General features: G+C 51.4%; 21 protein-coding genes and 1 pseudogene. 4 read left to right on the plus strand and 18 right to left on the minus strand.

The genetic code is table 11. The features are described 5' to 3' along the window. Positions 1–100: 100 nt before the first annotated feature. From AC0VZ8_RS22560 to AC0VZ8_RS22610, 11 genes and pseudogenes are all read right to left on the minus strand, one after another. The gene (locus AC0VZ8_RS22560; protein WP_071219906.1) at positions 101–505 is read right to left on the minus strand and encodes an RDD family protein; all 405 of its coding nucleotides are present in this window, start codon (positions 503–505) and stop codon (positions 101–103) included. Positions 506–540: 35 nt separating this feature from the next. Beyond that, the gene (locus AC0VZ8_RS22565; RefSeq protein ID WP_475484450.1) at positions 541–828 is read right to left on the minus strand and encodes a hypothetical protein; all 288 of its coding nucleotides are present in this window, start codon (positions 826–828) and stop codon (positions 541–543) included. A 51-nt stretch (positions 829–879) separates the two neighbouring features. After that, positions 880–1,503 carry a bis(5'-nucleosyl)-tetraphosphatase (symmetrical) YqeK gene (yqeK, locus tag AC0VZ8_RS22570; RefSeq protein ID WP_475484451.1) on the minus strand — a complete coding sequence of 208 codons (624 nt, stop codon included), beginning with the start codon at positions 1,501–1,503 and terminating at the stop codon, positions 880–882. Positions 1,504–1,745: 242 nt separating this feature from the next. Beyond that, positions 1,746–2,168 (minus strand): VanZ family protein, encoded by a 423-nt coding sequence (locus tag AC0VZ8_RS22575; protein WP_475484452.1) that lies wholly within the window; start codon positions 2,166–2,168, stop codon positions 1,746–1,748. Positions 2,169–2,180: 12 nt separating this feature from the next. Then, a complete protein-coding gene (locus AC0VZ8_RS22580; RefSeq protein ID WP_475484453.1) occupies positions 2,181–2,813 on the minus strand; it encodes an SMI1/KNR4 family protein in 633 nt (210 codons plus the stop codon). A 47-nt stretch (positions 2,814–2,860) separates the two neighbouring features. Then, positions 2,861–3,337: an NUDIX domain-containing protein gene (locus tag AC0VZ8_RS22585; RefSeq protein ID WP_475484454.1), complete on the minus strand. Its 477-nt coding sequence runs from the start codon at positions 3,335–3,337 to the stop codon at positions 2,861–2,863. Between the two features lie 189 nt (positions 3,338–3,526). Further along, positions 3,527–4,448: pseudogene (locus tag AC0VZ8_RS22590) on the minus strand (Gfo/Idh/MocA family protein). A 274-nt stretch (positions 4,449–4,722) separates the two neighbouring features. Next, entirely contained in the window at positions 4,723–5,061 is a 339-nt protein-coding gene (locus AC0VZ8_RS22595) for a YrdB family protein (RefSeq protein WP_260065964.1), read from the minus strand. 49 nt (positions 5,062–5,110) lie between these two features. Then, positions 5,111–5,554: a DinB family protein gene (locus tag AC0VZ8_RS22600; RefSeq protein ID WP_260065966.1), complete on the minus strand. Its 444-nt coding sequence runs from the start codon at positions 5,552–5,554 to the stop codon at positions 5,111–5,113. Between the two features lie 20 nt (positions 5,555–5,574). Further along, positions 5,575–6,654, minus strand: coding sequence for a winged helix DNA-binding domain-containing protein (locus AC0VZ8_RS22605; RefSeq protein WP_475484455.1), 1,080 nt, complete (start codon positions 6,652–6,654; stop codon positions 5,575–5,577). A gap of 51 nt (positions 6,655–6,705) precedes the next feature. Further along, entirely contained in the window at positions 6,706–7,491 is a 786-nt protein-coding gene (locus AC0VZ8_RS22610; protein WP_475484456.1) for an ABC transporter ATP-binding protein, read from the minus strand. Positions 7,492–7,825: 334 nt separating this feature from the next. On the opposite strand from AC0VZ8_RS22610, the gene AC0VZ8_RS22615 reads away from it, so the two are divergent. After that, positions 7,826–8,575, plus strand: coding sequence for an MBL fold metallo-hydrolase (locus tag AC0VZ8_RS22615; RefSeq protein WP_475484457.1), 750 nt, complete (start codon positions 7,826–7,828; stop codon positions 8,573–8,575). Positions 8,576–8,596: 21 nt separating this feature from the next. Here the strand turns inward: AC0VZ8_RS22615 and AC0VZ8_RS22620 are convergent, their stop codons facing one another. Together AC0VZ8_RS22620 and AC0VZ8_RS22625 are read right to left on the minus strand one after the other, a co-directional pair. Continuing rightward, positions 8,597–9,562, minus strand: a complete 966-nt coding sequence (locus AC0VZ8_RS22620; protein ID WP_475487740.1) for an aldose epimerase family protein — start codon at positions 9,560–9,562, stop codon at positions 8,597–8,599. Between the two features lie 97 nt (positions 9,563–9,659). Next, the gene (locus AC0VZ8_RS22625; protein ID WP_475484458.1) at positions 9,660–12,998 is read right to left on the minus strand and encodes a tetratricopeptide repeat protein; all 3,339 of its coding nucleotides are present in this window, start codon (positions 12,996–12,998) and stop codon (positions 9,660–9,662) included. A gap of 168 nt (positions 12,999–13,166) precedes the next feature. Here AC0VZ8_RS22625 and AC0VZ8_RS22630 point away from each other — a divergent pair, with 168 nt between their 5' ends. After that, positions 13,167–14,060, plus strand: coding sequence for an AraC family transcriptional regulator (locus AC0VZ8_RS22630; protein ID WP_475484459.1), 894 nt, complete (start codon positions 13,167–13,169; stop codon positions 14,058–14,060). Positions 14,061–14,363: 303 nt separating this feature from the next. Here AC0VZ8_RS22630 and AC0VZ8_RS22635 read toward each other — a convergent pair whose 3' ends face one another. The 4 genes from AC0VZ8_RS22635 to AC0VZ8_RS22650 all read right to left on the minus strand — a co-directional run bounded on the left by AC0VZ8_RS22635 (position 14,364) and on the right by AC0VZ8_RS22650 (position 21,667). Next, positions 14,364–16,475, minus strand: a complete 2,112-nt coding sequence (locus tag AC0VZ8_RS22635) for an alpha-galactosidase (RefSeq protein ID WP_475484460.1) — start codon at positions 16,473–16,475, stop codon at positions 14,364–14,366. A gap of 100 nt (positions 16,476–16,575) precedes the next feature. Then, entirely contained in the window at positions 16,576–18,189 is a 1,614-nt protein-coding gene (locus AC0VZ8_RS22640; RefSeq protein ID WP_475484461.1) for an ABC transporter substrate-binding protein, read from the minus strand. Between the two features lie 123 nt (positions 18,190–18,312). After that, positions 18,313–20,148, minus strand: a complete 1,836-nt coding sequence (locus AC0VZ8_RS22645) for a cache domain-containing sensor histidine kinase (protein WP_475484462.1) — start codon at positions 20,146–20,148, stop codon at positions 18,313–18,315. Then, positions 20,126–21,667 (minus strand): response regulator, encoded by a 1,542-nt coding sequence (locus AC0VZ8_RS22650; protein WP_475484463.1) that lies wholly within the window; start codon positions 21,665–21,667, stop codon positions 20,126–20,128. Before AC0VZ8_RS22650 ends, AC0VZ8_RS22645 begins: the two co-directional genes overlap by 23 nt. A 174-nt stretch (positions 21,668–21,841) precedes the next feature. Here AC0VZ8_RS22650 and AC0VZ8_RS22655 point away from each other — a divergent pair, with 174 nt between their 5' ends. Both AC0VZ8_RS22655 and AC0VZ8_RS22660 read left to right on the plus strand, forming a co-directional pair. Beyond that, a complete protein-coding gene (locus AC0VZ8_RS22655) occupies positions 21,842–22,819 on the plus strand; it encodes an ABC transporter permease (RefSeq protein WP_076325175.1) in 978 nt (325 codons plus the stop codon). A 19-nt stretch (positions 22,820–22,838) separates the two neighbouring features. After that, positions 22,839–23,732 carry a carbohydrate ABC transporter permease gene (locus AC0VZ8_RS22660; protein WP_213579266.1) on the plus strand — a complete coding sequence of 298 codons (894 nt, stop codon included), beginning with the start codon at positions 22,839–22,841 and terminating at the stop codon, positions 23,730–23,732. Between the two features lie 285 nt (positions 23,733–24,017). Here the strand turns inward: AC0VZ8_RS22660 and AC0VZ8_RS22665 are convergent, their stop codons facing one another. Next, positions 24,018–24,239 (minus strand): hypothetical protein, encoded by a 222-nt coding sequence (locus AC0VZ8_RS22665; protein WP_475484464.1) that lies wholly within the window; start codon positions 24,237–24,239, stop codon positions 24,018–24,020. Positions 24,240–24,300 lie beyond the last annotated feature (61 nt).

Consider the following 24,300-nt stretch of genomic DNA (forward strand, 5'->3'; position numbering starts at 1 on the left):
TCCTTTTATCGTAAACGCGATATCTAATCAACTCCAATCATGGAAACGCCTTGAATTGCCGCTCCAACAGCAATCCAGATTTGGGTAACCCGTTCATCTCCTAATCATACACAACTTCCGTACCGGCGATAAAATCGTGCAGGGAACGCTTATCCTCGCGCATCGCTACCATAAAGATGCTCACGATAAGTCCAATTCCAAACGTCAGTGCATACACGATTCCCGCCACGAGGTTGCGGAGCAGCATCGTTCCAATGCCCGGCGGCTCAAGAAAATCGAATTTGCGAATGCGTATGCCGCATATGCGCTTGCCGATAGTATAACCATTCCAATACACGGGGACCAACAATGCATACAGACTGTAAATCAAATTAGAAATCGGCTCATTCTCAAAATCTCCCGTGATAATCCCTGCAATGATCCATAACGGAAGGCTCACGATGATTCCATCCAAAAGATTGGCGCCTAGCCGGATCCAAAAGCCTGCAACTTGGTTTTCGCCCATGAGGATTCCTCCTTAAAATTCTAGATAACATTCTGTTATGGATTCTTATCGGCGTTCTCTGGCTGGTCAAGCTCTTCCCAGTTATCCTTGATCTGGTTCAAGTCTTCCGCTAGCCATTTACGAATGATCGGGACGATGATGCATAAGATACCGAGAATCAAACTGATAATGCTGAATATCAACGGCCCTTTTCCAATTTCCGATAACAAATCCTCAAACGTCCAGGGGGTATTTATCCCCGCAATCGCGGCCGTTAAGTACCGGATGCCGTACAAAAAAGCCGAGATACAGATAAAAATAATGCCCATCGTTTTATTGTTCATAGGGTGTGCAATCCTTCCTCTTATCGGTGGCTGTATCCGGATGCGCAATGATTAAACCCTTTGGTTAATTAGCTCACTTCTAGCGGAAATTAACCACGGATGCACCAATTTCATTTTGTCACGTTGATTCCATACATGGTCCAAATACACAAGCGCCGCTCCGTCTAAATCCAGTTCGCTCAGTTTATTTCGCATGTCCGCTTGGTAGGCGTGATCGCCTTCAAGTTCCCAAGAGATCTTATCTGCAACGAATAATACCTTATCCAATGGGCTTGCCCCGGCTTTTAACGTTGTATGGCATTCAATCGCGTTTAATACGTCAGGTGAGGTGCAGCCGAAGAAACGCTGAGCCATTTCCATGGAAAGCTTCTGATGAATGATCCTGATATATCGATGCTCCTCTTCCATAATGGGAAGGGACCATTCTTCTGCGGCATCCTTCATTTCGCTCACCGGAATCGCATTGCTGATATCGTGCAGCAGCGCCGCCTTCCGAGCTGCATCAGGACTGACATCAAATAACGGTGCGATGGCTAACGCCTCTCGAACTACATTCATGATATGCTCGAACGTTTCCTGCTCCCCATGCTTGATGAGAAAAGCTTCCACATCATCCCTTAGGTTATGTGTACACTCTATGCCATGAGTCAGTTTACTAATCACGGAATTCTTCATTGTAGATCCCACCTTTCCACACAACATTTTCCAGCACCTCATATCATTGTAAGCTTCGGTTCCTGATCGAACAATAGTTTTTTCCACAATTCCCCATATCGCTGTTATCCAGCTCAAGTAGAGAATATAACGTTAACATAACAAAATCAGCCACACAAAAAAACAGAATGACTTCCCTACATCGTAGTTAAGCCATTCTGCTGCCTGTTATAAACTATTTTAGGAATGATCGAAATATGCAGCTACGGTTGTCTGCCCCTTGATTTCATGATGACCCCAATCAAACCATAGCCCATGGTAAAACCTATCGAGTTCAATATAAAATCATCTACATCCAGGCTTCCTCGCCGCGAGATCAGTTGTGTCATTTCGAGCACGAATAACCCGGTCAAAAAGTAGGCTAGCATCTTACGAAATCGAATTTGAAATGCAATCGGAATGAGCACTCCAAAGGGTACAAATACAGCGATATTTCCAACGATATTGATCAATGAGCTCAAAAAACTGCGAATGGGAAAATAGCTTGCCATCGTCGTGAATGGAACCAGATTGTAACTGATTTCCGGCTGAGTAGTCCTCCCGAATCCCCAAATCATCCAGTAAGTTAACAACATGGTGTAGCCGATGAGGAGGATCAGGGCGATTATTTTGACATGCGATTTCATGAAAGTCTCCTGTCAATCTCTAGCTTTTTTCTCTATCTCAAGCGTGATGTTTTTCCCTTCATATGTATTATAATTATCATCACAGCCCTTAACATATCGGTAATAACTTTCGGATGTTTCACGCTTCCAATCCCAGAAATGGGCCCCATTACAAATCAAGATCCTTTCAAGCCAGCGCTCAAAGTTCATCTCAATTTCAATTGCACGATCTACAAAGAGCATTTCTGTCCAGTATAGATAATTAGAGGTTCTATCATGACACTGATTCGAGTCAATGAATAACATATCTCCGTTATCCGAACCAATCGGATACCATCCGTTAGGAATCATGCTGATATAATCGTAACTAACATAGTACCGACGGATTTCGTCCAAGCTGAATAACTCAATGCCACCCCCATAATGGGGATGTTCGAATAATCTGGCTCCGTTATGCCTCAACAAGAACTCTTTATAGTCCCATGGTGCAACAAGATTTAAACTACGGAAAAATTCGTTTATGTCCTCGGACTCAGCACCTCCTGCAAACGTAAACTGAGCTGGCTCGCAATATCCTTGCTGCCCTTGGACTAGCATGATATTATTCTCATCCAAACGTTTTCTAAGTCCGGAAAGGGCAAGTTCTACAATATTAAAAATCTCCATTGTTTTCCCCTATTCCAAGATAAACTTCCATTAGTCCCCCGTTTAATTCACACATACTTGTCCAATACGTAATCCTCGATCATGTCAATATTTCGGCGTTCCTGCGCGTACTGTTTAATGTGCTTCTTAATATTCGGATATAAAATAATGTCGTCCAGATGCTCGAGCGAAATCCATTTCACATCGGTTTGATTCGGATCTGGAACAGCCGGAAGTTTGGGGGACGATCCTTCATGTGGATAACATTCAAATACTACGTATAACGTATGGATGCCCGATATGTTATCTCTGGACTGTTTATGCGGAGCATTCTCGTACACAAAAGCAACAGGCCCAGTCTGCGCTTCCAGCGTGGTTTCCTCATACAATTCTCTCAAGGCTCCCTCTGCGATCGACTCTCCGGGCTCGGCCCCGCCCCCCGGCAAATTGTAATGCAATCCGTTCTCATCTACATACTCCACCAACAAAACATGCTCATTCTGAAAAACCAACGCTGTCGGTCTCACCCGAATATGATATGTCATCTTAACCACCTCTCCACACGGCTAACGAATAGCTGCTGAACTTTCTTGATCTGTCTATCATACAATTAACGAGGCTATCATGGAAATATTATGTATAATTGCAGGTCAAAAAGGTCATCAGGCGAGGCGAGTCACATCGACCTCCCCAACAACCTCCATCCCTCAGGGATTCACATGGCGTCTGTTCCGTTATCGTCCTGTTCGATCGTTCTCATCCACTCTCACGGTTTCACCCGTTTTGCGGGAGACATTCGCAGCCTCCAGAAATTGAATGATCTCCAGCGTCTCAGATAAAGGAACATCCGAGACACCTGTCGTGAACATCTTCATGATCTGCTCCAGCAGACTCTGCATAATAAGGTTTCGTATGCGCCATGATGTCCACAAAGCTGCTGGCCTCCGTGCGATGAATGGTCATCCCAAAGCGATCATTGCCTGCACGGTTGCCTCGAATCGTCCCGATCCTCCCGTCATTCCAAACCGCTGTTAATACCTCATGCAATTCAGTTGCGGCGACATGTACGCTTACGCATCCGGGTCCCAGAACGCGGTAAAGCATCTCCGCCGTGTGGATTCCATACCAGAAAAATCCCGGCTGTGTCGGTTGAAGGGGAAGCGGTCCGGCGCAGTCCGCGCCAATGATATCACCGACACCGCCACGAGCCAATTCATCCTGAAGTCCTTGCGCATATCGAAGAGACGAGCTGCTCATAACAGTAACCTGAAACTGCTCCGCCAGTCCGGAAATTTCCCTCGCATCCTTGCTGCTCACCGCAAACGGCTTATCGATAAATACCATTTGGCAGTGAGGAGCAATCGCGCGAAACAAGGACAGATGCGTTCTTCCGTCGACCGCTTCGAGCATGACGGCATCAACCTGTTTGGCGACGTCTTCCGGAGAATCGAATATTTCAGTTCCCCATGCTGCGAGTTCCTTCGTATACCCCTCCACACGGCTTATGCTAAGCTCGAAGTCCGGAGATCCTCCGGGAAATGCCGCCGTAACCCGTGCGCCGGGAACATGATAGGGATGCGTCTTGTCATGCAGCATTTTCGAGAAAATGGAGACATGCGATGTATCCAACCCAATCATACCGATTTTCAAAGTCATAGGTTCATTCTCCTTTACCTTCAGCATTTTAGATGATTACGCTGGCTTTTCCATTTCACTGCGTTACTAAGGATATCCAGCAGCGGACATAGGCTGTTCTTTCAAATCATCATACCATCCTGAACGAGTAAAGGACGTGACTTTAATTCGTCTTTTAACCTGAACCTGGATCCAATACAAACAGACCGCCTCCATCTGATTACCCGATGTTGGCAGTCTTTCTAACGGACTTATAAATGCTTCGTGCAGTTGAATAAGGGGCAATTCCATATAGCTACGGCTGCATTCTCCATTTTATCACGATGAAGCGGTTGACCAGAGCCACAAGGGCAAAAACGATGGCAAACGTAATAAAACCCGAATAAATCTGGCATGCCACCGCGGTTGCAAATATTAGAAATTCGATAAGCAGTACCACGGCCAGCGGCAGCTTGATCCTTGCCTTCGGAGAGATGGTCATTCCCCAGACGACGGCTGCAAGCAGCGGAAGCCCAATACCGAGTCCGACCTGTGCCATGAGCCCGGAACCGTAGTGGAAGCCCCAGTAACCTATCGAAAATAACAGGATCAATTCCAGAATAAATCGAATAGCAAGATTCCATAATTTGAACATATTGGAGCACCTTTCGTTTCCTGTTGCACACCCATTTCCAATGCAGTAATCACAGCTCGATTTGCTCCAGATGATGGATCATATGATCCACATAGTCGTCAAACAACCACTCCAGGGTGACCTCCGTTTTATCGGGCAGCACGCATTTTTTCTGAAAATCTGATGAATCGGCTTTGTGCATGACACGCAGAATCATCCGGTTCAAATGCTGCCACAGTGACAACACTTCCGATTGATCATATTGATCCTGGTAATCGTTCACCCGGACCCAATCGTTCTGCGTGTACCCCGAAATGGCGATCGGATAATCGGATAGCAAGATTTTCACAAACCGGATATGGTTATTGACCGCCGAATCGCAAAGGTGACCCAGGATCTCCTTCTTGGACCATTTATCAGGCGCAAGCTTCAGATTGAACTCCACCTCATTAGTCGACGTTACAATCTCTGTCATTTCGGTAATCAATGATTCCAGCTTCATGATGGACTCCATACGCTATTCCTCCTTCAAACTCATGATTCTACTCGTCCAATCGGCATTTCCATGAAATCACTGTAATGCTTAGCCGCCTCCCGAAACTCCTCTGCTCGATCGCCCAACGGCGAGAACGGACATAACGTGATTTCGATGCCGCTGCGCTTAATCTCCCGCTTCCAGACACCGACCACTTCCCCTCCTGCCACCATCATCGGTTGAAAAACCCCGTTGCGATGGGGAGCGATCTTCGCATCGTGCTCTGTCTCTATGATCGCGCTGCGGTCCTTGTAACCCAAGTAATATTCATCAAAACCTGGAAGCAGAACCACCGAATCCGTATCAGCGGAGACGGCCGGCGCAGTAACAGAGCTCCAGTATTCCGTGCCGTTGACAAAATCTAAACGAAGATCTGATTTGACCGCCTCAAAGCCTCGTTTAGCTTCCGTCAGCGTTAACCCGACCCACCATGCAAAATCCTGAATCGTTGCGGGTCCGTGACCGGTAAAATAACGAAGCGCCAGCTCCGCCAGCGATTCTTCGAGCGTCAGCTCCCTTGAATTTGGGACCCACTCATCAAGCAGCACGAAACTCTGCTGTTTGCCTTCATGCGGACCGAAACAGATCATGCCTGTCCGTCCCAAATATCCAAGAATATAATAACCGCGGCCGTTCTTGGTGCTGATCCCCGCTTCCTCCAGCAGTCCCATCAGTCTGAGACGGGATACGGGTGTGCAACCACTCAGCGCGTCGCCAATTATGGTTCGGCATCGATGGAGCGTACCTTCGTCAAGCTCAAGTTCGGCCTGCTTCTTCTTGTCATGCGTTTGAAAGCGCGATTCCGTCAGCTTTACCATCCACTTGGCGTCCTCGGACGGTACGAAGAATATCGTCCCACGCATCGGCCAGGTCAACACGATTTTGCGATCGTTCAGGGCCTGCTCCACATCGGATACCTTGGCGGACTGCGTACGGAGACCGATTCCCCAGACCGCTTGGTGATAATCCTGGGCTTGCACAGCACCGAGATTTCTGACGGCTTCCTCCGGAGTTTCATGCTTCATGCCTGTTATCCCTTGATTGAACAGCCTTCGATTCGCTATGATTCGATTTGGCACAATGGTCACTCTCCTAGGCCATGAATATCTCGTGAGCTTTTAATGCGTTCATTATAAGTCCGGAATGGACATCCAGGCCCGATCATTCTGCCAGCTCACCTCGACCGGCGTCTCAAAAAACGAGGTCAAATTGTCGCTGGTCAGCATGTCCCGGGAACGCCCCTTCCCGAACACGGTGCCCCGGCGGATGAGCAAGGAGTGCGAGAAGATCGGCAGTATTTCTTCGATATGATGCGTAACGAACAGCAGGGTCGGCGCATCGGGCTTGGAAGCCAGTGCCGTAATGCTGGACAGCAGCGCTTCCCTCGACAGAAAATCGAGTCCGTTACAGGCCTCGTCCAGTATCAACAGCCTCGGCGAAGCCATAAGCGCCCGGGCGATCAGCAGCTTCTGCTTCTCTCCTTGCGAACAAGTTTCATATGTACGACCCAGCAGATGAATACAATTGAAATCCTTCATAAGCTGCTCGGCCTGCTCCCGGTCTGCTTCATCCACCTTCTGATACAGGCCAATCGAAGCGTGTTTGCCACTGATCACGACATCCAATGTAGACTCACTCGGTCGGATTCTTTCCTGCAGCGAGGAGCTGACCCAGCCTATCGATTTACGCAATTCTCTTAAATCCACCCTGCCAAAGAGATGCCCGAGCACCGAAACCGTACCGCTGGTTGGCCAGATGTATCCGTTAATCATATTCAAAATGGTTGTCTTTCCGGAGCCGTTCAGCCCAAGAACCGCCCAATGCTCTCCTTGCTGTACGGTCCAATCCACGCCTGTAAGAACGGTCTTCTGCTCCCGTTGCCAGGTTACGTTATTCAGTTCAATCGTCGTATTCATCACTGCTCCCTCTCCTTCTTCAATCTGCTGCGTCACTTCGTTTCTCTTTTCAAGGATTATACCAGCAATTACATATTCCTCAATAGCGAGATGAAATCCAGCCGTGTGAGCAGACTACGACTTGGAATCATGTTATGTATCCGGGCCGGACATTTCATATATTAACGAGGTTCCTGGTCCAGGAATTATCTATTGACAAATAATTATTTTTGTGTTATGATATAATATTTTTCTATTTACATGTTTTTGCTGATTTGATAATCTACTTCTGCTCAGTCTTCTCTGGAGGTTGAAATCGGGAGAAGAAATCCCCATATAGTGGAGGTATGTAACCATGTTAATCGATCAAGGCATTCATATGCTGAACATATCAGCGGCCATGATGGGACGTATCGAAACGATCCACCCGACGTTCCTATGGGATCAGCAGGATATGGTTCTCATCGATACCGGCTATCCCGGCCAGTTCCCGCTCATTCAGGAGCAGTTATCGCACATCGGGATTTCCGTTCAGGATGTAAGCAAAATTATTATAACACACCAGGATTTGGATCATATCGGCAGTTTGCCTGCTATAATCCAGCACTGCAAACAAGCCCCGGAAGTGTACGCCAGCGAAATAGAAAAGCCTTATATCGAAGGCGATACAAGGCTTGTCAAATTATCGCCCGAGGCTATCGCGCAAGCGCTGGCTTCGATGCCGGATAACGTGCCGCCGGAGTGGAGGAACGCGTTTAAACACACGCTGGAGAACCCTCCAACAGCACCAGTGAACCGCATGTTGCGCGACGGCGAGGAGCTGCCGTTTGGCGGCGGTATCATCGTGATCCATACGCCCGGCCACACCCCCGGCCATACCAGCTTATATCATATACCAAGCAAAACCCTGATTGCAGCGGATGCGCTGAACGTCAGAGAGGGACAACTAATCGGGCCGGATCCGGCAACCACTTTTGATTTGGCTTTAGCCCAGCTCTCCTTGCAGAAGCTCACTCACTATGACGTCCGTAACGTGATCTGTTACCACGGCGGATTATTTACGGACAATCCCAACCAGCGCATTCGTGAATTGGCTTATGCATAAGCATTTGTCGGTCTCTTTCGATCAAGAAGACATCACTTCTTTCTTCTGTTCGTCGATCCAGCTAATCTCAAGGTACCACGAATACGTACCGCCGGCCGGCACTTCGGCCGCTGCCTGACGATGCATAGAATACGAGAGATTATCGAGCAGTCCCGTCGCGGGTTCCAACGCAAGATGATACTGTCCCTGATAACCGCCGTAGTTCGCCCATATCGCTAGATAAGGCACCTGCTCTTTAGGAAACATCATGCGGAGTCCTTCTCCCGCAACCGGATCGTAAATGGAGGCCGTCCCCTCCGGCAGCTCGTCAGCAAAATAAAACTTCTCCGCCGATGCTTCAAGCCTGCTGGCGGTTCGATTCAAGCGAATAAGGGGGTTTTCCTCCCATGGCTGCGGCCATGCCCGAATATCGCCGAATTCTCCCAATCGACCGTTCGCCGAGTACGATACGATGATCTCCCTCAGCTCGTGCGGAACGATAATCTCTGCGCCTTCATCGATTTGAAACAACGGATGCGCGGCCCACAGGAAAGAGAACGGGAACGGACTCGGATTATAGACGGCATAATCGATCCGCAGGGTATCTTCACGGGGGAAGAAGTAGGTTTTTCGCAGCTGATAAGGAATTCGGATTCCCTGCACGCTGCAGTGAAGCTGTTCTTCCTCGCTGTGCGCCTCCCATGGAATGGACCAGACCTCGCCATGATCCGGAAGCTCCGTTCCTTCCCATGGATACGCGGGATACCGGCAGACATTGATTGTAGGAAACATTTCGTCCCAGCCGCTGCCGTCCCGCTTTCCGAAGGAGCTTGCATACTCGTTCGTTTCCAGACCTCCAACAGGCTGCACCAGCCACTCCCGGCCTGTTCTGCGATTGCGAAGCGAGATGACCCTGCATCCGAGTTTAGGCACCACGGCCATCTCCATCACCACCGTGCGCCCTGTCCAAACCTCATATCCATCCAGCATTCCTTTGCTCCAGATCATCATCGTCATCCTCCTCCGTCATATCAACGCATCACCCGGAATGCACAAATGCTCAAGGACCGTTCATAACGACCCTTGAGCATGAAGTGTCAAACTCTTACATCAACGTCTTGCAAAGCTCCAAATGCAGCGCAGCTCCTTGATGGTGAGACTCCAGCTGCAGCACCTCGCGGAACAGGGCTTCCGCGAACTGCCGGTCACCAAGTCCTAGATGCCCAAGCCCCATCATGTAGCGGCAATGAATTTCGTTTCTTCGGTTCAGATCTTCATCAAACACCAGGAAGTCCGGCAGCGATACGGCAAAATAATCAATGCTCTGAGTCTCGAATATATGCTTCTCCCCGTAATCGATCAGCTTATTAAACCGGCTGCGGGCTTCATTCTCCCGGCCCAGCCTCCGCAGCGCGGCCCCTTGATAAAAAATCATGTGCGGCGGCTGATCGTTGTAATACATCGCACTGGTCGGCTCATCCAGCCCCTCCGAAGCTTTCAGGAAGCACGCCTCCGCTTCTTCGGACAACCTCAGCCCTTCGTATGCGCAGCCCATGTAATAATCGATGTTATTCTCCTGCGTTCCCGTGAGCTTCCCTTCATTGATGTTGAGCGGATATTGCTTGGCGGCAAGGAGCTGCTCTACGGCTTCCTCGTAGCGACGATCCTGAAGCAGCTGCTTCGCTAGCTCCATACGGGCCAATACATACTGGGCCGGCACCTTTCCCTCGCCGCCTTCCCAAGGGTGAAAGTTGTGTTTCAGAATCAATGCCAGCGCCTCCTCATAACGATTCAGCGTATTGTGAAGCGTCAAATATTCCAGAAATAAATCGTCGCGCTGCTCAACCAGCTCCATGCGCTCTTCCATCGCTTTCAAGCGATCAGCCGGAGCATGACCGAGCTTTTTATACAATTGGTCCAGCTCGTAGAAGACCCTGGCGTCCGCCGGATTCAGCGAGAAGGCGGTTTGCAGGGATGCCAATGCCTTATCGTGGTCCTGTCTCTTGTTATAGTAAGCGAGGGCCAAATTCCGATGCGGCGTAGCGAAGCTGTCATCCAAAGCGACCGAAGCTTCCCAGCTGCTTATGGCTTCCTCGTAGCGCTTCTTGTCGTACAGCAAATTCCCTAAGTAGTACAACGCCTTCGCATCCTGCGGCTGTACGCCGAGCGCCTGCTTTAGCGTCACGTAGTCATGCAGGGAATTCAGGAAACAGTACGACGGATCGGCCTCCGAGGCCAATCGGTAGCAAGCGTATGCCTCTTCCGCCCGGTTCATCTTCATTAGAGCACTGCCCTGGTAGTAATAAACCATCGGATAGACGGCAGATGCCGTACGGCGTTCGATGCGCTGCAGCACATTCAAAGCGTCGCCATATTGGCCTGCATCCGCATAGTCCTGCGCCAGAGCGATGTAATTGTGCGGATCATCGCGCAGGAGCTGGACAAGCGATTCTTCAGCCCGTTTACTCTTGTCCTCTAACTCCTGTTCTTCATAAACGGCAACCAGCTCGTTCATAGCGCCCGCATCCATAGGATCCAGCTTGAGCGTTTCCTCAAGCCATAACTCCGCTTCTGCCATGCGCTCCTGTTTTCTTAAAATGATGCTTTTGAGATGCCGTGCTTTGTAATTACGGTACTGGGCAGCCAGGGACCGTTCGATCAGCTCGAACGCTTCCTCATACTCCTGCTTCTCACAGGCAATCTGGGCTAAAGCCAGATATCCCGCCCCTTGCCAAGCCCCCGACCAGACCGATTTGTACAGATAAGCGTACGCTTCATCCAAACGTCCCTGCCACTTCAAGGCTTTGCCCAAATGATAGAACGGTTCGCTGTCATAGGGCCGGGCGTTGTGGCGGGTCAAGGTTTCGATCGCTTTTTTAAAATAAACCTCACTCTGCATAAAGCAGCCTCTGCGCAGCAGGAGCAAACCATAGGCATTGTTCAGCCTTGCGTCTCCCGCATCGCGCCTTAGACCTTCCACATAATAGGCTTCCGGTTCATAGGTTGCGTGCCGGTACTGCTCCAGATGCTGCCCAGCCAAGAACAGCGCTTCGGTGTTCTTCAGCTCCTCCGGCTTGCCAATCGCCGTGGCCGGGTCCGGCGTTCGCTCCAAGGTACGCGGCTTGGGCTGGTAAGTGACCAGCTCTTTGCCGTCGGGAGCGAATACCGCGACCCGTACATCTTCCTCCCTCATAACTGAGGCGAGTTCGATCTCGGCCTGGAAGGTGTCGGCAGGCGACAGCTTGACCTTTCGATCCAAGCAGGTGTTTCCCGCTCCGGTCACCAGAATCCGAGCCTCTTCGATAACCGAGGTTGCATAAGCATGTACTACGGCCTTGCGGCCGTGGACTTCGAGATTTACGGCGGCGTCAATGGACGCATTCTTCACGAGCCCGATGTCTTTATAGGGCATGAAGTACTGCTTGAAGCTTTTCTCCTCATACGGCGCCAGCCAGGTGAAATCGGGCTGGTTATCGGTATACACGCCGGTCATGAGCTCGATGTACGGGCCGTCTTCGTCGGTCAGGTTGCGATCCCAGGCCTGGCCGAATTCGCCGTGCCCCCACGTCCACTGTTTTTTGCCGGGAGATATATGTTTATTGGCGACATGCAGAATTCCCGCTTTCAAGCCATGGTCATATCCGCCGACGAAATCGTAATCCGAATGATAAGCCATATAGGATGTCGGAACGGGAATGTTGCGGTACATGGAAATATCGACGCCCGCCGAATAGTCCTGCTTATAATACGTGCCGGTTGCGATCGGGAATTTGGACACGTCCCGCTTCCCATGGTCGAACACCGCATGAACGTCCGGCGGAAATACGGACTGGGTATGATCGTTGACCGCAACCGCCGGATTCGCCCACCACAGAAAAGTCTGCGGCTCCGAGGTCCGATTGTACATTTGCGCGTGAATTTCAAGATACGCCTTGCCCGGATACAGGGTGAAGCCGGTAGTCACCTTCGTGCCATACATCCGGTCGATCTCGCCGACCCACACCGTCTTGCTGCCATCCAGGTGATCCGTTAGACTCCACTCCACCTCGCCATAGGTGTTCGGACGGTGATGCTGCGGCCAGTTGAACTCGATTCCCCCGGATATCCATGGACCCACAAGGCCAACCAAAGCCGGCTTGATCACTTGATTGTGGTATACAAAATCATAGTTGTTGGTTTTATCGATGGCCCGGTAGATGCGGCCGCCAATCTGCGGCATGATCTGAATCTGCACGTACTCATTTTCAAGGAAAATAATCCGGTAGGGCTTTAATACTTTCTCGTCGTAAATTTTATCGATGACCGGCAGCGGATAGACACGCCCCGAGCTCCCCTGATACACCCGTTTCTCCAAAAACATCGGGTTCAGGTCCGGCTTCCCCACTTCATACGTAGGAATCTCCACGGTCTCTTCCCGTACGCTCACTTGCCGTTGTTCTGTCATGAGTCGTCATCCCTCCATTAGCATCCGCGTTGGCTGCGTTATGTCTCTATCTTATAAGCCGGCATGCCGAAGAGCCATTGACGATATCATGTTGATGATGGATTATATTCTGATTATTGGGCGCTCCATCCGGTTGACAACAATTCTGTTCCGATTCATAGTAAAGCTATGGATACCATACGAAAACCAGACGGATTTGAGTCCCAGAAAATCATTGTTCTCCCGGATCATATTATGAAAGAGGCTGCCCGCCATCCGCTTGTGGAGCCGCTGTACGTGACCGACATCGGGTACTTTCCTCGTGCGCTTCATCACTACCGGGAACGCCCGGAGGGCAGCGGCGCGTACATCTTAATCTACTGCGTGGAGGGGGAAGGCTGGTACCGGTTGAACGGCGGCAAAACCTATTCTCTGCTCAAGGGGCAGGCGGTTGTCATTCCGCCGGATACGCCGCATGAATATGCTTCCTCGGAGTTTCATCCCTGGAGCATTTACTGGTGGCACATGAAGGGGACGCATGCAGGTTTATTGTTCGAGGGCTTTACCGGCGAAGCCGAACCCGCCATCGTTCCGGTCGACCAGTCAGGGAGCATCGTGGAGCTGTTTCAGGAAAGTTACGAGCTGCTGCAAAAAGGGTATACGCTGAACCATATCATCCATGTCTCGCAGCTCGCCGGCCACTTGGCGGCCGTCATCCGCCTCGCCCGGCTCCAACCGCAGCGGGGGCAACACCAGCACAACAAGCATGACATGGAACAGACGCTTCGGTTCATGACCGAGCATCTGGAAGGCCATGTGGGCCTGAAGGAGCTGGCGGCCTACGCCAACCTGTCCATACCGCACTTCACCTTCCGGTTCAAGGAAGCGACGGGCTACTCCCCCATCGATTACTATCTGCGGCTCAAAATCCAGCGGGCCTGCCAGCATTTGGACCTGACCGGCCAGAGCGTCAAGGAGATCAGCCACCGTCTCGGCTTCCAGGATCCCTACTATTTCTCGCGGCTGTTCAAAAAAATCATGGGAAAATCCCCATCCGAATACCGAGATACCCGGAAGGGGTGATCCCCTATTCCTATATCATGATGGTCCTTTACGGCAGCCGCGCTTCAGCAACGTCGCTGCCCTATTCTTTGTTGGTGTCATTTCATCGGAAGAATACGTACACGCCCTGAACGACGATAAAGATCAACCAGATCATCGTGACGAATATCCCCGACGGTAATCCACATTTCGCCCTTCCTTTATGTCTATGATGTAATCTAGTATCATTCATAACATTGACGTAAACGTGGAAGTCAACGGCAAAAAACGCCGCATTGTCTATCAGACAACACGGCGTGCTTCGCTCCGGGTTACATAGATGATTTATTTTTGGATCTGAATCCGATACACCAAGCTGTCAAAATCCCCGCGCAGCGGCAGCTCGATCCCGATGTTCATTAAAGCCCTGCCGCTCCATGTACCGGCCAACCCCTCAATTGCATAAGACTGATCGGCTTGCAGTCCGGTCAGACGCAGTCGCGGCAGCGGTTCGCCCAGCTTCTGGCTGTGCAAGAACGCAAACAGCACGTTGTCGCTGCCCTCTTCGCTGCCGTACTGCACAGCCGTTACGCCTTTATGCCGAATCGAGTCCAAGCGATACTGGCTGCCGAACTGAACCAGATGGCGAATGGATTTATACTGCGCCACATATTCGGCCGATTCCGCAATCAGCTCATCGCTCCACTCATTCAGGTTGGAGCCGATGCCGAGCGTTCCCATCATGGCGCTGTGGAAGCGGTATTTCAGGGAGACCTGTCTGCGATTCATCCCTGTCGGCGACTCCGTCACCCAGCAGGTCATCATCCGCGGAGCATACGTGTACGAGAAGCCCTCCTGAATGCTGAGGCGGTCAAAGGCATCGGTGTTATCACTTGGCCAGGATTGGTCGGCATACCGGAAGATGCCAAGATCGATGCGCGCTCCGCCTCCGGCGCAGGTTTCAAACGCCACATGCGGGAATTTGCGCCGCAGCTCCGCCCAAATCTCGTACAGGCTCTGTACATGGCGAATCCAGATCTCCTTCTGGCGGTGAAGCGGATGATCCTTCATGCCGGGTTCGGTTACGGTCCGGTTCATGTCCCATTTAATGAATTTGATGTCATGCTTCTCCAGCAGGTCCGTCATAAACTGCACAATGTAAGCCTTAACCTCCGGCTTCGAAATATTCAGCAGCAGCTGATTGCGAAGCTCCGAGCGCTCCCGCGTCTCGAAATGGTACACCCAATCCGGGTGCTCCCGGTACAGGTCGCTGTCCGGATTGACGGCCTCCGGCTCCACCCAGATCCCAAAATCCATGCCGAGCTCGTGCACCTTGTCAATCAGCTCGCCGAGACCGTTCGGAAATTTCTCCCGGTTCACGAACCAATCGCCAAGCCCGGCGCGATCATGGTTGCGCCCGCCGAACCATCCATCGTCCACGACGAACAGTTCCACGCCCATACGCGCGGCTCTCTCGGCCAAAGCCATTTGATCCTTGGCATTGACATCGAAGTACGTCGCCTCCCATGAGTTATACAGGACTGGTCTTGTCTGGCTGCCCGGCAGGACATCCGAATACTGATAGCGGTGCAGCCGCCGGCTCATCCCGCCAAAGCCGCCGCTGCTGTATCCCCCGACGAAACCGGGCGTATCGAAGGCTTCTCCCGCTCCCAGCACCCACTCGCTGTCGAAATCATTGATGCCTCCGGTCACCCGGACATGCTCGAACACCGTCCGCTCGGCCGTAATCTTCCAGTTCCCGCTCCAGGCCAGCGCCCCGAACCAGACCTGACCCGCCGACTCCGTGGCATGTCCGTCATCCATCGCAAACCATGGGTTGGCATGGCTGTCCGTAAACCCCCTGCGGGATTCCAGCACCTTCTTGCCTTCGGTGAGGAAGGTGCTGCGCAGCTGAAATTCGCCGGACCATTTCCCCGTCACGTGCGTGAGGCGGTAATCCGCCAGATAGGGGATGACCCATGCCGCGGATTGCGCGTTCTCCAGCACGATATCCGCCTCGCCGCGGTTGACGATCCGGGTCGAACGTTCGATCAGGTCGCACTCGGGAATCGCCCGGTAGGACAGCTCCACTTCAAGCGGGTACGCTTCGTCCTTCATGACGATGACCAGCGTCTCCCTGCCTTCCGTCTGCAGCGTGCGGTGCCCTGCATAACGAACCGCCAAGTCGCGCACGCCATCCGGCATGCGGACCTTCAGGCTGGGCTCGCTGTATTTGACGCCACCCCAGAAGCTGTATTCCTCCACCTCCGAATGGACTTCCGCGTCAAACGAGCTGTGCGATCTTGGCCGCAGCAGCGGTGCCGCGTCTTCGATCGCGATGGACTCTCCCCAGTATAGATGCTGCAGGTTGCCGCTGTCGTTGATGCCGAACAGATAGGAGCTGTTATCGGTTTGTATCGCAAACACGCGAAACTGTTCTTGGTATTGAATGGTCACAGAATATCATCCTTCCGATTCGTGTTGATATGGTTTTTGCCTGTTCAAGAAAAAAAGGAGAGCCAAAAGACGAAGCATCTTTTGACTCCCTTTAGCCAGTTTATTTGCCCCACAGCTCTTGACGTTTGTTGAAGTTGTCCGTATAAATCTTTTCCAGCTTGGCCAGGCCAGCCGCCTCGATCTCGGCCATCATTTGGTTATAGGATTCCACCACTTGGTCCTCGGACGGCGACAGGGCCATTTTCAGGAAATATTTATTGATGGTGTCATTCACCTTCGTTTCCATAATGGCTTCCGGCGTTCCGCCAGCCGGACCCAGGTTGTCATACGGCGCGGTGTCAAACGACGTATCGGCCAGGTTCTTGATCGCCAGATCCGTGACCGGATCGGTCTGGTAACGGCCCATCAGGTCATACGGGGTTCCATCCTCGCCGGGACCGTTCTTGATCATCCAGGTCCACTTGCGGATACCCGTCGTACGGGAAGCTTCGTCCCAATTCTTCTTGAAGGCGTCCAGCACTTCTTGTCTTGGCACATGCTTGCCGTCCTTCATGTCCCAATGCTCGCCCTCTACTCCCCACATCAGCAGATACTGGCCTTCCTCGCTGGCCAGGAAATCCAGCAGCTTCATCGTCCGGACCGGATCCTTATTGGAGCGGCTGATGGCGACGCCGTCCCAGCCCAGGGAGCTCTTCGGTCCGTAAGTGGCCTCTTCCAGCTTCACGCCCGGAGCCAGCACTTTATATTGGTAGAATTGACGCTCTTCCTCGGTGGCCTTATCGGCTGCTTCGGTTTTGAGCAGCGCATTCGCATTTCCTACATTCCAGAGCGCTTCCGCCGTGGCAAATACGTTGCCGTTGCCGAGCTTCTGCTCGAACTGCTTGGTCTTCATCGTCGCCCATTCCTTATCGAGCAGGCCTTTGCGGTACAGGGAATTCAGATATTTGACCATTTCCAGATAGCGCGGATCGCGGACGTCCTTCTTCAGCTCCCCGTTCGTTTCGTAATACGGCATCATGCCGTACATGCCCTTGAAGCTGCCGGTCACGGCTCCGACATTCTCGCCGTTGAGCGTCATCGGAATGCTTTCTTTGCCGTCGATGGTAGGATATTTTTCCTTGAACTTAACGAGCAGCTCCTCGAACTCCTCCGCGGTAAACGGCTCGCCGTTGTTCACCTTATCGCCGACGCCCAGCTCCTTCATGATGTCCATGCGCATCATGAAGCCGAACACCGGGTACTGCTCCAAGCCGTACCAGTTGGAGAAATAATAATTGTTGCCGTCCTCGCTTCGCGTTTTGGCGAGTGTGTCGCCGTACATTTTTTGGATATTCGGTCCGTGCTCTTCAATCAGGTCATTCAACGGGATCACCGCGCCCGAGGTAATATACTTGTTCATGATATCGCTTCCACGACTCATCAAAATAACGTCCGGAAGATCGCCGCTGGCCAACATCAGATTCAGCTTCTCGACCGGATTGCCCGTAGGCTGCTGGATCTCGACGGTCACGCCTGTTTTTTCCGTAATCACTTTACCGACCGGATTAGTAAAGGCATCCCCCGTGTTTTGGTCAAACCAGGTTAACGTGATCGGCGCGCTGCTGTCCGCATTCGTACCGCTGTCTCCGCCCGATGCCGCCTTCTGGTTGCCGCCGCAAGCCGAAAGCGTTGTCATAACGAGCGCTGCTGCCAGAATCAATTTTAGTTTCTTCATTCCCCTGAACCCCTTTCTAAGGTCGTCATATCCAAAAGCTCGAATATATCTATCATTGTAAAAATCGGGAGTTCATTGATCTATAACGCAATCTTACAATTCATGATGCAAAATGTCTTTCATTCAGGGTAACGCCTGCTGCGGGTCCCGTTCGTTTGCAGGATGCCTATCGGAGATTACAGGTATCCGAATGGTCACCGCGGTTCCGATGCCGAGCCTGCTGAAGATGCTGACGCCATATTCTTCCCCGTAGGTCAGTTTGATCCGGTCATCCACGTTTTTCACGCCGTAGCCCGACAGATTATCCGATTTATTTAGCGCGTGATCGAGCTGTTCGGGGGTCATTCCGATGCCGTCGTCGATGACCTGGAGCAAGATGTCGTCCCCCTCCTGCCTGAGCTTCACGTTAATGTTGATCCCCGATCCGTCCCCAATGGCATGATTGATGCAGTTCTCGATGAACGGTTGCAGGATCAGCTTGATCGTTGTGTACCCGAACAGCTGCTCATCCAGGTCGTAATGCATATGAAGCTTGTCCCGGAACCGGATCTTCTGGATCGCGACATAATTCCTCACAAGATTGATTTCCTGCTCCAGCAGAATGATGCGCTTCCCTTTATTCAGCGACACTCGGTAATACTTGGCCAAATAATTGACCATCTGGTACACCTGCATAGCCCCTTCTTTGATCGCAAGGGAAGAGATGGAGGACAAGGTGTTGTACAGAAAATGGGGATTGATCTGGGCCTGGAGCGTATTCAGCTCCGACTCCTTCCTTGCGATCTCCTTCACGTACACGTCATGGATCAGGGATTGTATGGTCGAGGCCATCTTATTGAACGCAAAGGACACCTGGCCGATCTCGTCATGCCCCATCGGCTTAATAGACAGCCGGAAATCCCCGCGCTCCACCTTCCGGATCTGCTGCAGCAGCACCTCGATGCGCTTGGTCATGACCTTCGTCGTAAAATAGAGCAGCAGGATGGCCATGCCAATCGCCAGCACGGAGAACCAGATGACGTTCTTGGTCGCCTGATTCGCATTGGCCAGCAGCTCGTCGTAGGGCACGGTGATGACCGTGGACCAGCCGTTGCTGAGCTTTTTATACGTGAAAAAACGCTCCTGGCCGTTAATCTTCATATCGAATGAGCCCGCATCCCGGGTCATCCGCTCCTGAATCGGAAACACGTTGAACAGCTGGTTCGATGGGAGGTTCTGATCCCCCGTGCTGATCACGCCGCCAAACTCGTCGATAATATAGACGCTTTTGTTGTCGTTCTCCATTTTGATCAGGGAGTAGAATTCGTTCGCGTTAATGTCCATGGTCAATATCCCGTACGGATGCTGCAGGCTGAAATAACTTAACGAACGGGCAAGGGTGATATGTGCATCATCGGCCTTGAAATTCCCGGAATGGAAGTACACCGTATTGCCGGCGGCATCCAGCACCTGTTCCTCCATCGCCGAAGGCATCTCTTCCGTATATTTGACGTATTGACCGTCGGAATAGAGGGTATGGTTCCCCGTATATATCGTGATGCCCAGAATGTTGGCATTCAGGGTCATCAGGGACGGCAGCGTCCGGTTGATATATTGGAAGGCATCCAGATAATAGTACGCCTGCTCATAGTCGGTAGACAGATAATTGCGGAGCTGCGCATCCATGTAGAGAATGTTCGACAGCTGATTGTAATACTCCAGCCGCTTCTCCACGTTGGTGTTAATCTGTGCCAGCGATCCGCCCAAGGCGGTATAGGTATGCTCTGTTATCGTGCTGCGAGTCGAAGAATACGAATAATAGATCAGCAGCGAGAACGGCAGGATGATCACGATCAGAAAGATGAAAAAGAACTTGTGCCGGAGCCGCCAATTGGTGTATGCGCGTAAGTGCGCGAACTGGAAAGCCCCTGCCAGACGGCTCCACGGGCCGGACGGGCTAGATGTTTTTGCGGTATTCATTCGGCGTAACTCCTTGGCTTTTTAAAAATAAGGAAATGAAGTAGGATGTGCTTTCATAACCGACCCTTTGGGCGATGTCCTGCACCTTGAGCGAATCGTCGGCCAGCAGCTCCTTGGCTTTGTTCAGCCGGATTCTCGTTAGGTAATCATGGATCGTCATGCCGGTTTTCTCTTTAAAGATGGAACGCAGGTAGTTGGGAGACAGATACACCTGATCGGACAAGCTGTTGATCGTAATGGCCTGGTGATAGGTCTGGTCGATCGTCGTGCGCACCTGGTGCACCAGCCTTGCATTTTTGTCCATGAACCGGTGTTCCAGCGTCCGAATCGCATGCCCGGCAAAATCCATGATGATCGCTTCGATTTCAATCATGGTTCGGCATTGATAGATGGATTGGTAAAGCTCCGCCCGCTTGTGGCTCTCCGTGATTGGTTCGTGGATCCCCTCCAGCAGACGCTCCACCAGTCCGATGGCAAAGTCGCACACTTCGGTTTTTCGGATTCGCAGCATGACCAGGCGGTTGAAGTAATCCCCCAGCTTCTGCGCGGCCTGCTCGTACGCCAGCTGATGAATGTCCTCGAAATAGGCCGTTTCTTGGAAAGGAGGAATTTGCCGGCTCTCCAGCTGCCGCTGTACGTCCTTGGCATAGATGACTCTCCCGTTCCCGACGTAAAACATCTCCTCCAGCATCTGCCGCGTCTCCCGGTATACATCCTGGATGCGGGACAGCTCTTCCGGCTCCTCGTTCACGGCCGAGGTCATCGTAAAGCCCAGTGTATGCTGCATCTGCTTCAGCAGATCCTCCCACGTAAAGCGGCTCAGATGGCTGGCAGCATCCATGAAGATGCCCAGCTCGCCCTCCCGGCAGATGACCAGATCCGCCTCGAGTTTCTTGTCCGCAAGCCACTCCTCCATATGTGTCTGCAGGCGCGCCATGCCATCCTCGAGCGACAGCCCCGGCTGTGCAGCGTGCGGAGCATCGATGCCGAGCAGCGTAAGGGTATACGTTCTCGGCTCCGTATGGCGGGACAGCTTATGGTAGCTGGCGGCGAGGTTTCGGAATCGCTCCTCGTTCTGCTCGAATATCATCTCTCGTACAATATTGGATTTGGTCACGCGAATGGAGCGGTTCTTCATCCGCACTTCCTCGCAGCGCCGTTTGACTTTATCGATAACGCTTACAATTTCGCTTAGATCCAGCGGCTTCAATAAATAGCCGACGGCTCCCACGTTTAAGGCCGACTTCACATAATTGAATTCATCGTGTCCGGTCAGGAAGACGAATTGAATCCAGTCGAATAACTCACTCACCCGTTTCGCCATATCAAGCCCGTTCATGACGGGCATCTGGACGTCCGTCAGTACGATATCGGGCTGAATCACCTCGATCTTCTCCAGGGCATCCCTGCCGTTCAGGGCTGTTCCGGCTACATATATCCCCATCTCTTCCCAACGAATATAATCTCGGATCATCTCAAGCTCCAGCTCTTCGTCATCTACGAGAAAAATGCTATACATGCTCATACCCCCTGTGTCGGCTTTATCCCTTAATATTATAGCGATTTCGTTTTTTTAACTATGGGAATTCGCGATGTAAGTCATTTTCAAGCATCTTTCGTTACATTGTCATATCGACACTCATTTTTTCCGAGTCTTATAATTTGAGTTAACTTGAGATGCGAGGTGCCCCATATGAAACCTGCTACAACCTTACAGACGCGGAGTGACTTGAACTTAAGTCCTCATCGAAAAAGCCGCTGGGCCATGCTGAAGCAGCAGAAGTATCTATTCCTGATGATGCTGCCCGGACTGATCTGGGCCATTGTGTTTGCGTATACGCCCATGGTTGGCCTATACATGTCCTTCGTCAATTACCAGCCGACGCTCGGCGGCTTCTGGTCAACCCTGTTCACGAGCGAGTTCGTCGGCCTGGAATGGTTCCGTTACTTCTTCAACAACGGCGATTTCTGGATCGTCATGCGGAATACGCTGGCTTCCACGCTGATCACGCTGCTCTTCTCCTTCCCGATGCCGATCCTGATCGCCATCGCGATTAATGAGATCAAGAACGTGAAGTTCAAAAAGACGGTGCAAACCGCCTCCTATCTTCCCTATTTCATATCCTGGGTTATTGCGGCCAACATCATCGTGACCCTGCTCTCCTCGGACGGCGCGATTAACGGCATATTGAAATTCCTACACATCACCGATGAAAGCGTTTTATTCCTGCAGAACGGCAAGTATTTCTGGTGGATCGTTGCGCTTGGCAATACGTGGAAGGATATGGGCTACAGCTCGATCATGTATTTGGCGGCCATCTCGTCCATCAACCAGGAGCTCTATGAAGCGGCCAAGGTCGACGGCGCCAACCGTTTTAAGCAGATCCGGTACATCACCCTGCCCCACCTGAAGCCAACGATTGTCATTTTGCTGATTCTGGCGCTTGGCGGCATCCTGAACGCGGGCTTCGACCAGCACTTCCTGCTCGGCAATGACCTGACGCGGGATTACTCCGACGTCCTGTCCACCTATTCGTTCCGCTATGGTATCCAAAACGGCATGTTCTCCTATGCGGCAGCCGTCGGCATGTTCAGCTCCGTGGTCGCGTTCATCATCGTGGTTATCGTCAACTATACGGCGAAGAAGCTGAACGGGCAGTCCCTATTCTAATCCATAAGGAGGTTCATCCATGTTAAGCAAAAAAACCGTGCCCGAGCGTATCTTCGATGCCTCTTTATACCTGTTCCTGACCGGCATCTTTCTCGTGACCTTCTATCCGTTCTGGAACATTCTGGTCATCTCCTTGAACGATGCGACCGATACGATGCGGGGCAACCTGTACTTCTGGCCGCGCGTGCCAACCATCGAGAGCTACCTGACCATCTTCCGGAATCCGGAGATCTGGAGCGCCATCAAGATCACCGTGCTGCGGACCGTCGTCGGGACGGCAGTATCCATCTTCTTCATCACGCTGCTCGCCTATCCGCTCAGCAAGCGCAATCTGCTCGGGTGGAAATACTTCTCCTTCTTCTTTGTGTTCACGATGTATTTCGGCGGCGGGCTCATCCCAACGTATATGATCATCAAATCCCTGGGGCTAATCGACTCCTTCTGGGTCTACATCTTCCCTGGCTTAATCGGCGTGTTCCTGATGATTCTGGTGCGCACCTTCATGGAGCAGATCCCCGGCGAGATCGAGGAATCCTCCAAAATCGACGGCGCCAACGACCTGCAGACGTTCTTCCGCATCATCATGCCGCTGTGCGTGCCGGTGCTCGCCACGATCGGCCTGTTCCTGGCCATCGGCCATTGGAACTCCTGGTATGACTCCTATGTGTATACCTACAAGCCGGAGCTCAAGACCCTGCAGGCGGTTCTGGTCAAAATCCTCAACCAGTTCCAGACAGCCGGCATGATGTCCGACGCCCAGCAGCTGGCGCAGGGCTCCAAACGGATCCCGGTCTCCAGCGAAAGCATCCGGATGGCGGTGACCATGGTTGCTACGCTGCCGATCATTATGGTGTATCCTTTTGTGCAAAGGTATTTTGTGAAGGGGATTATGATGGGGGCTATTAAGAGTTAGGGGTTTTGTTGGGGAAGAAGAGAGCCCTTACCCGGGAGGGGTAAGGGCTCGTGTTTTTGTTTAAAAGTCTACAAAATATATAAAGTTGCCCTATAAAACTTTATTATTTAAATAATGTCGATCTTCAGTTGAAATATTTCCTCACATCCCATCAATGATAGGTACGTGTGGGTCAATAACTAGCTATACCGAATAGATAAGAAAACAGGCTTGTCTTCGTGGTTGGCGATTTTAGAGCCTCCTCCGAGTAAGGGAGCCAAATTACGGGTTTGTTAAGAAAATATGTTAGCCGAATTCTTGTAGCATGGATTCCGCTCCAAAATAAGGTTCAGCTTCTAAGTTCAATTTGGAGAGTTTTTTGTGGAGCATCTTTATTAACTCTACTTCTTTTGTTAAAGCCACCCTTAAATCATAACCACTCATCAATATGATCGACTTTTCAGGATTCTGTTTTATTAGGTCTATAACATGAGAGGACCAACCGTTTATCGAAATAAATACTCCCATTGTCTGCTTTCCTGAACGAGATACCTTCCCATACAAAGAATCCAGTTCTCTAATGCCAGAA

This window comes from Paenibacillus sp. QJM3NY_38, assembly GCF_056173265.1.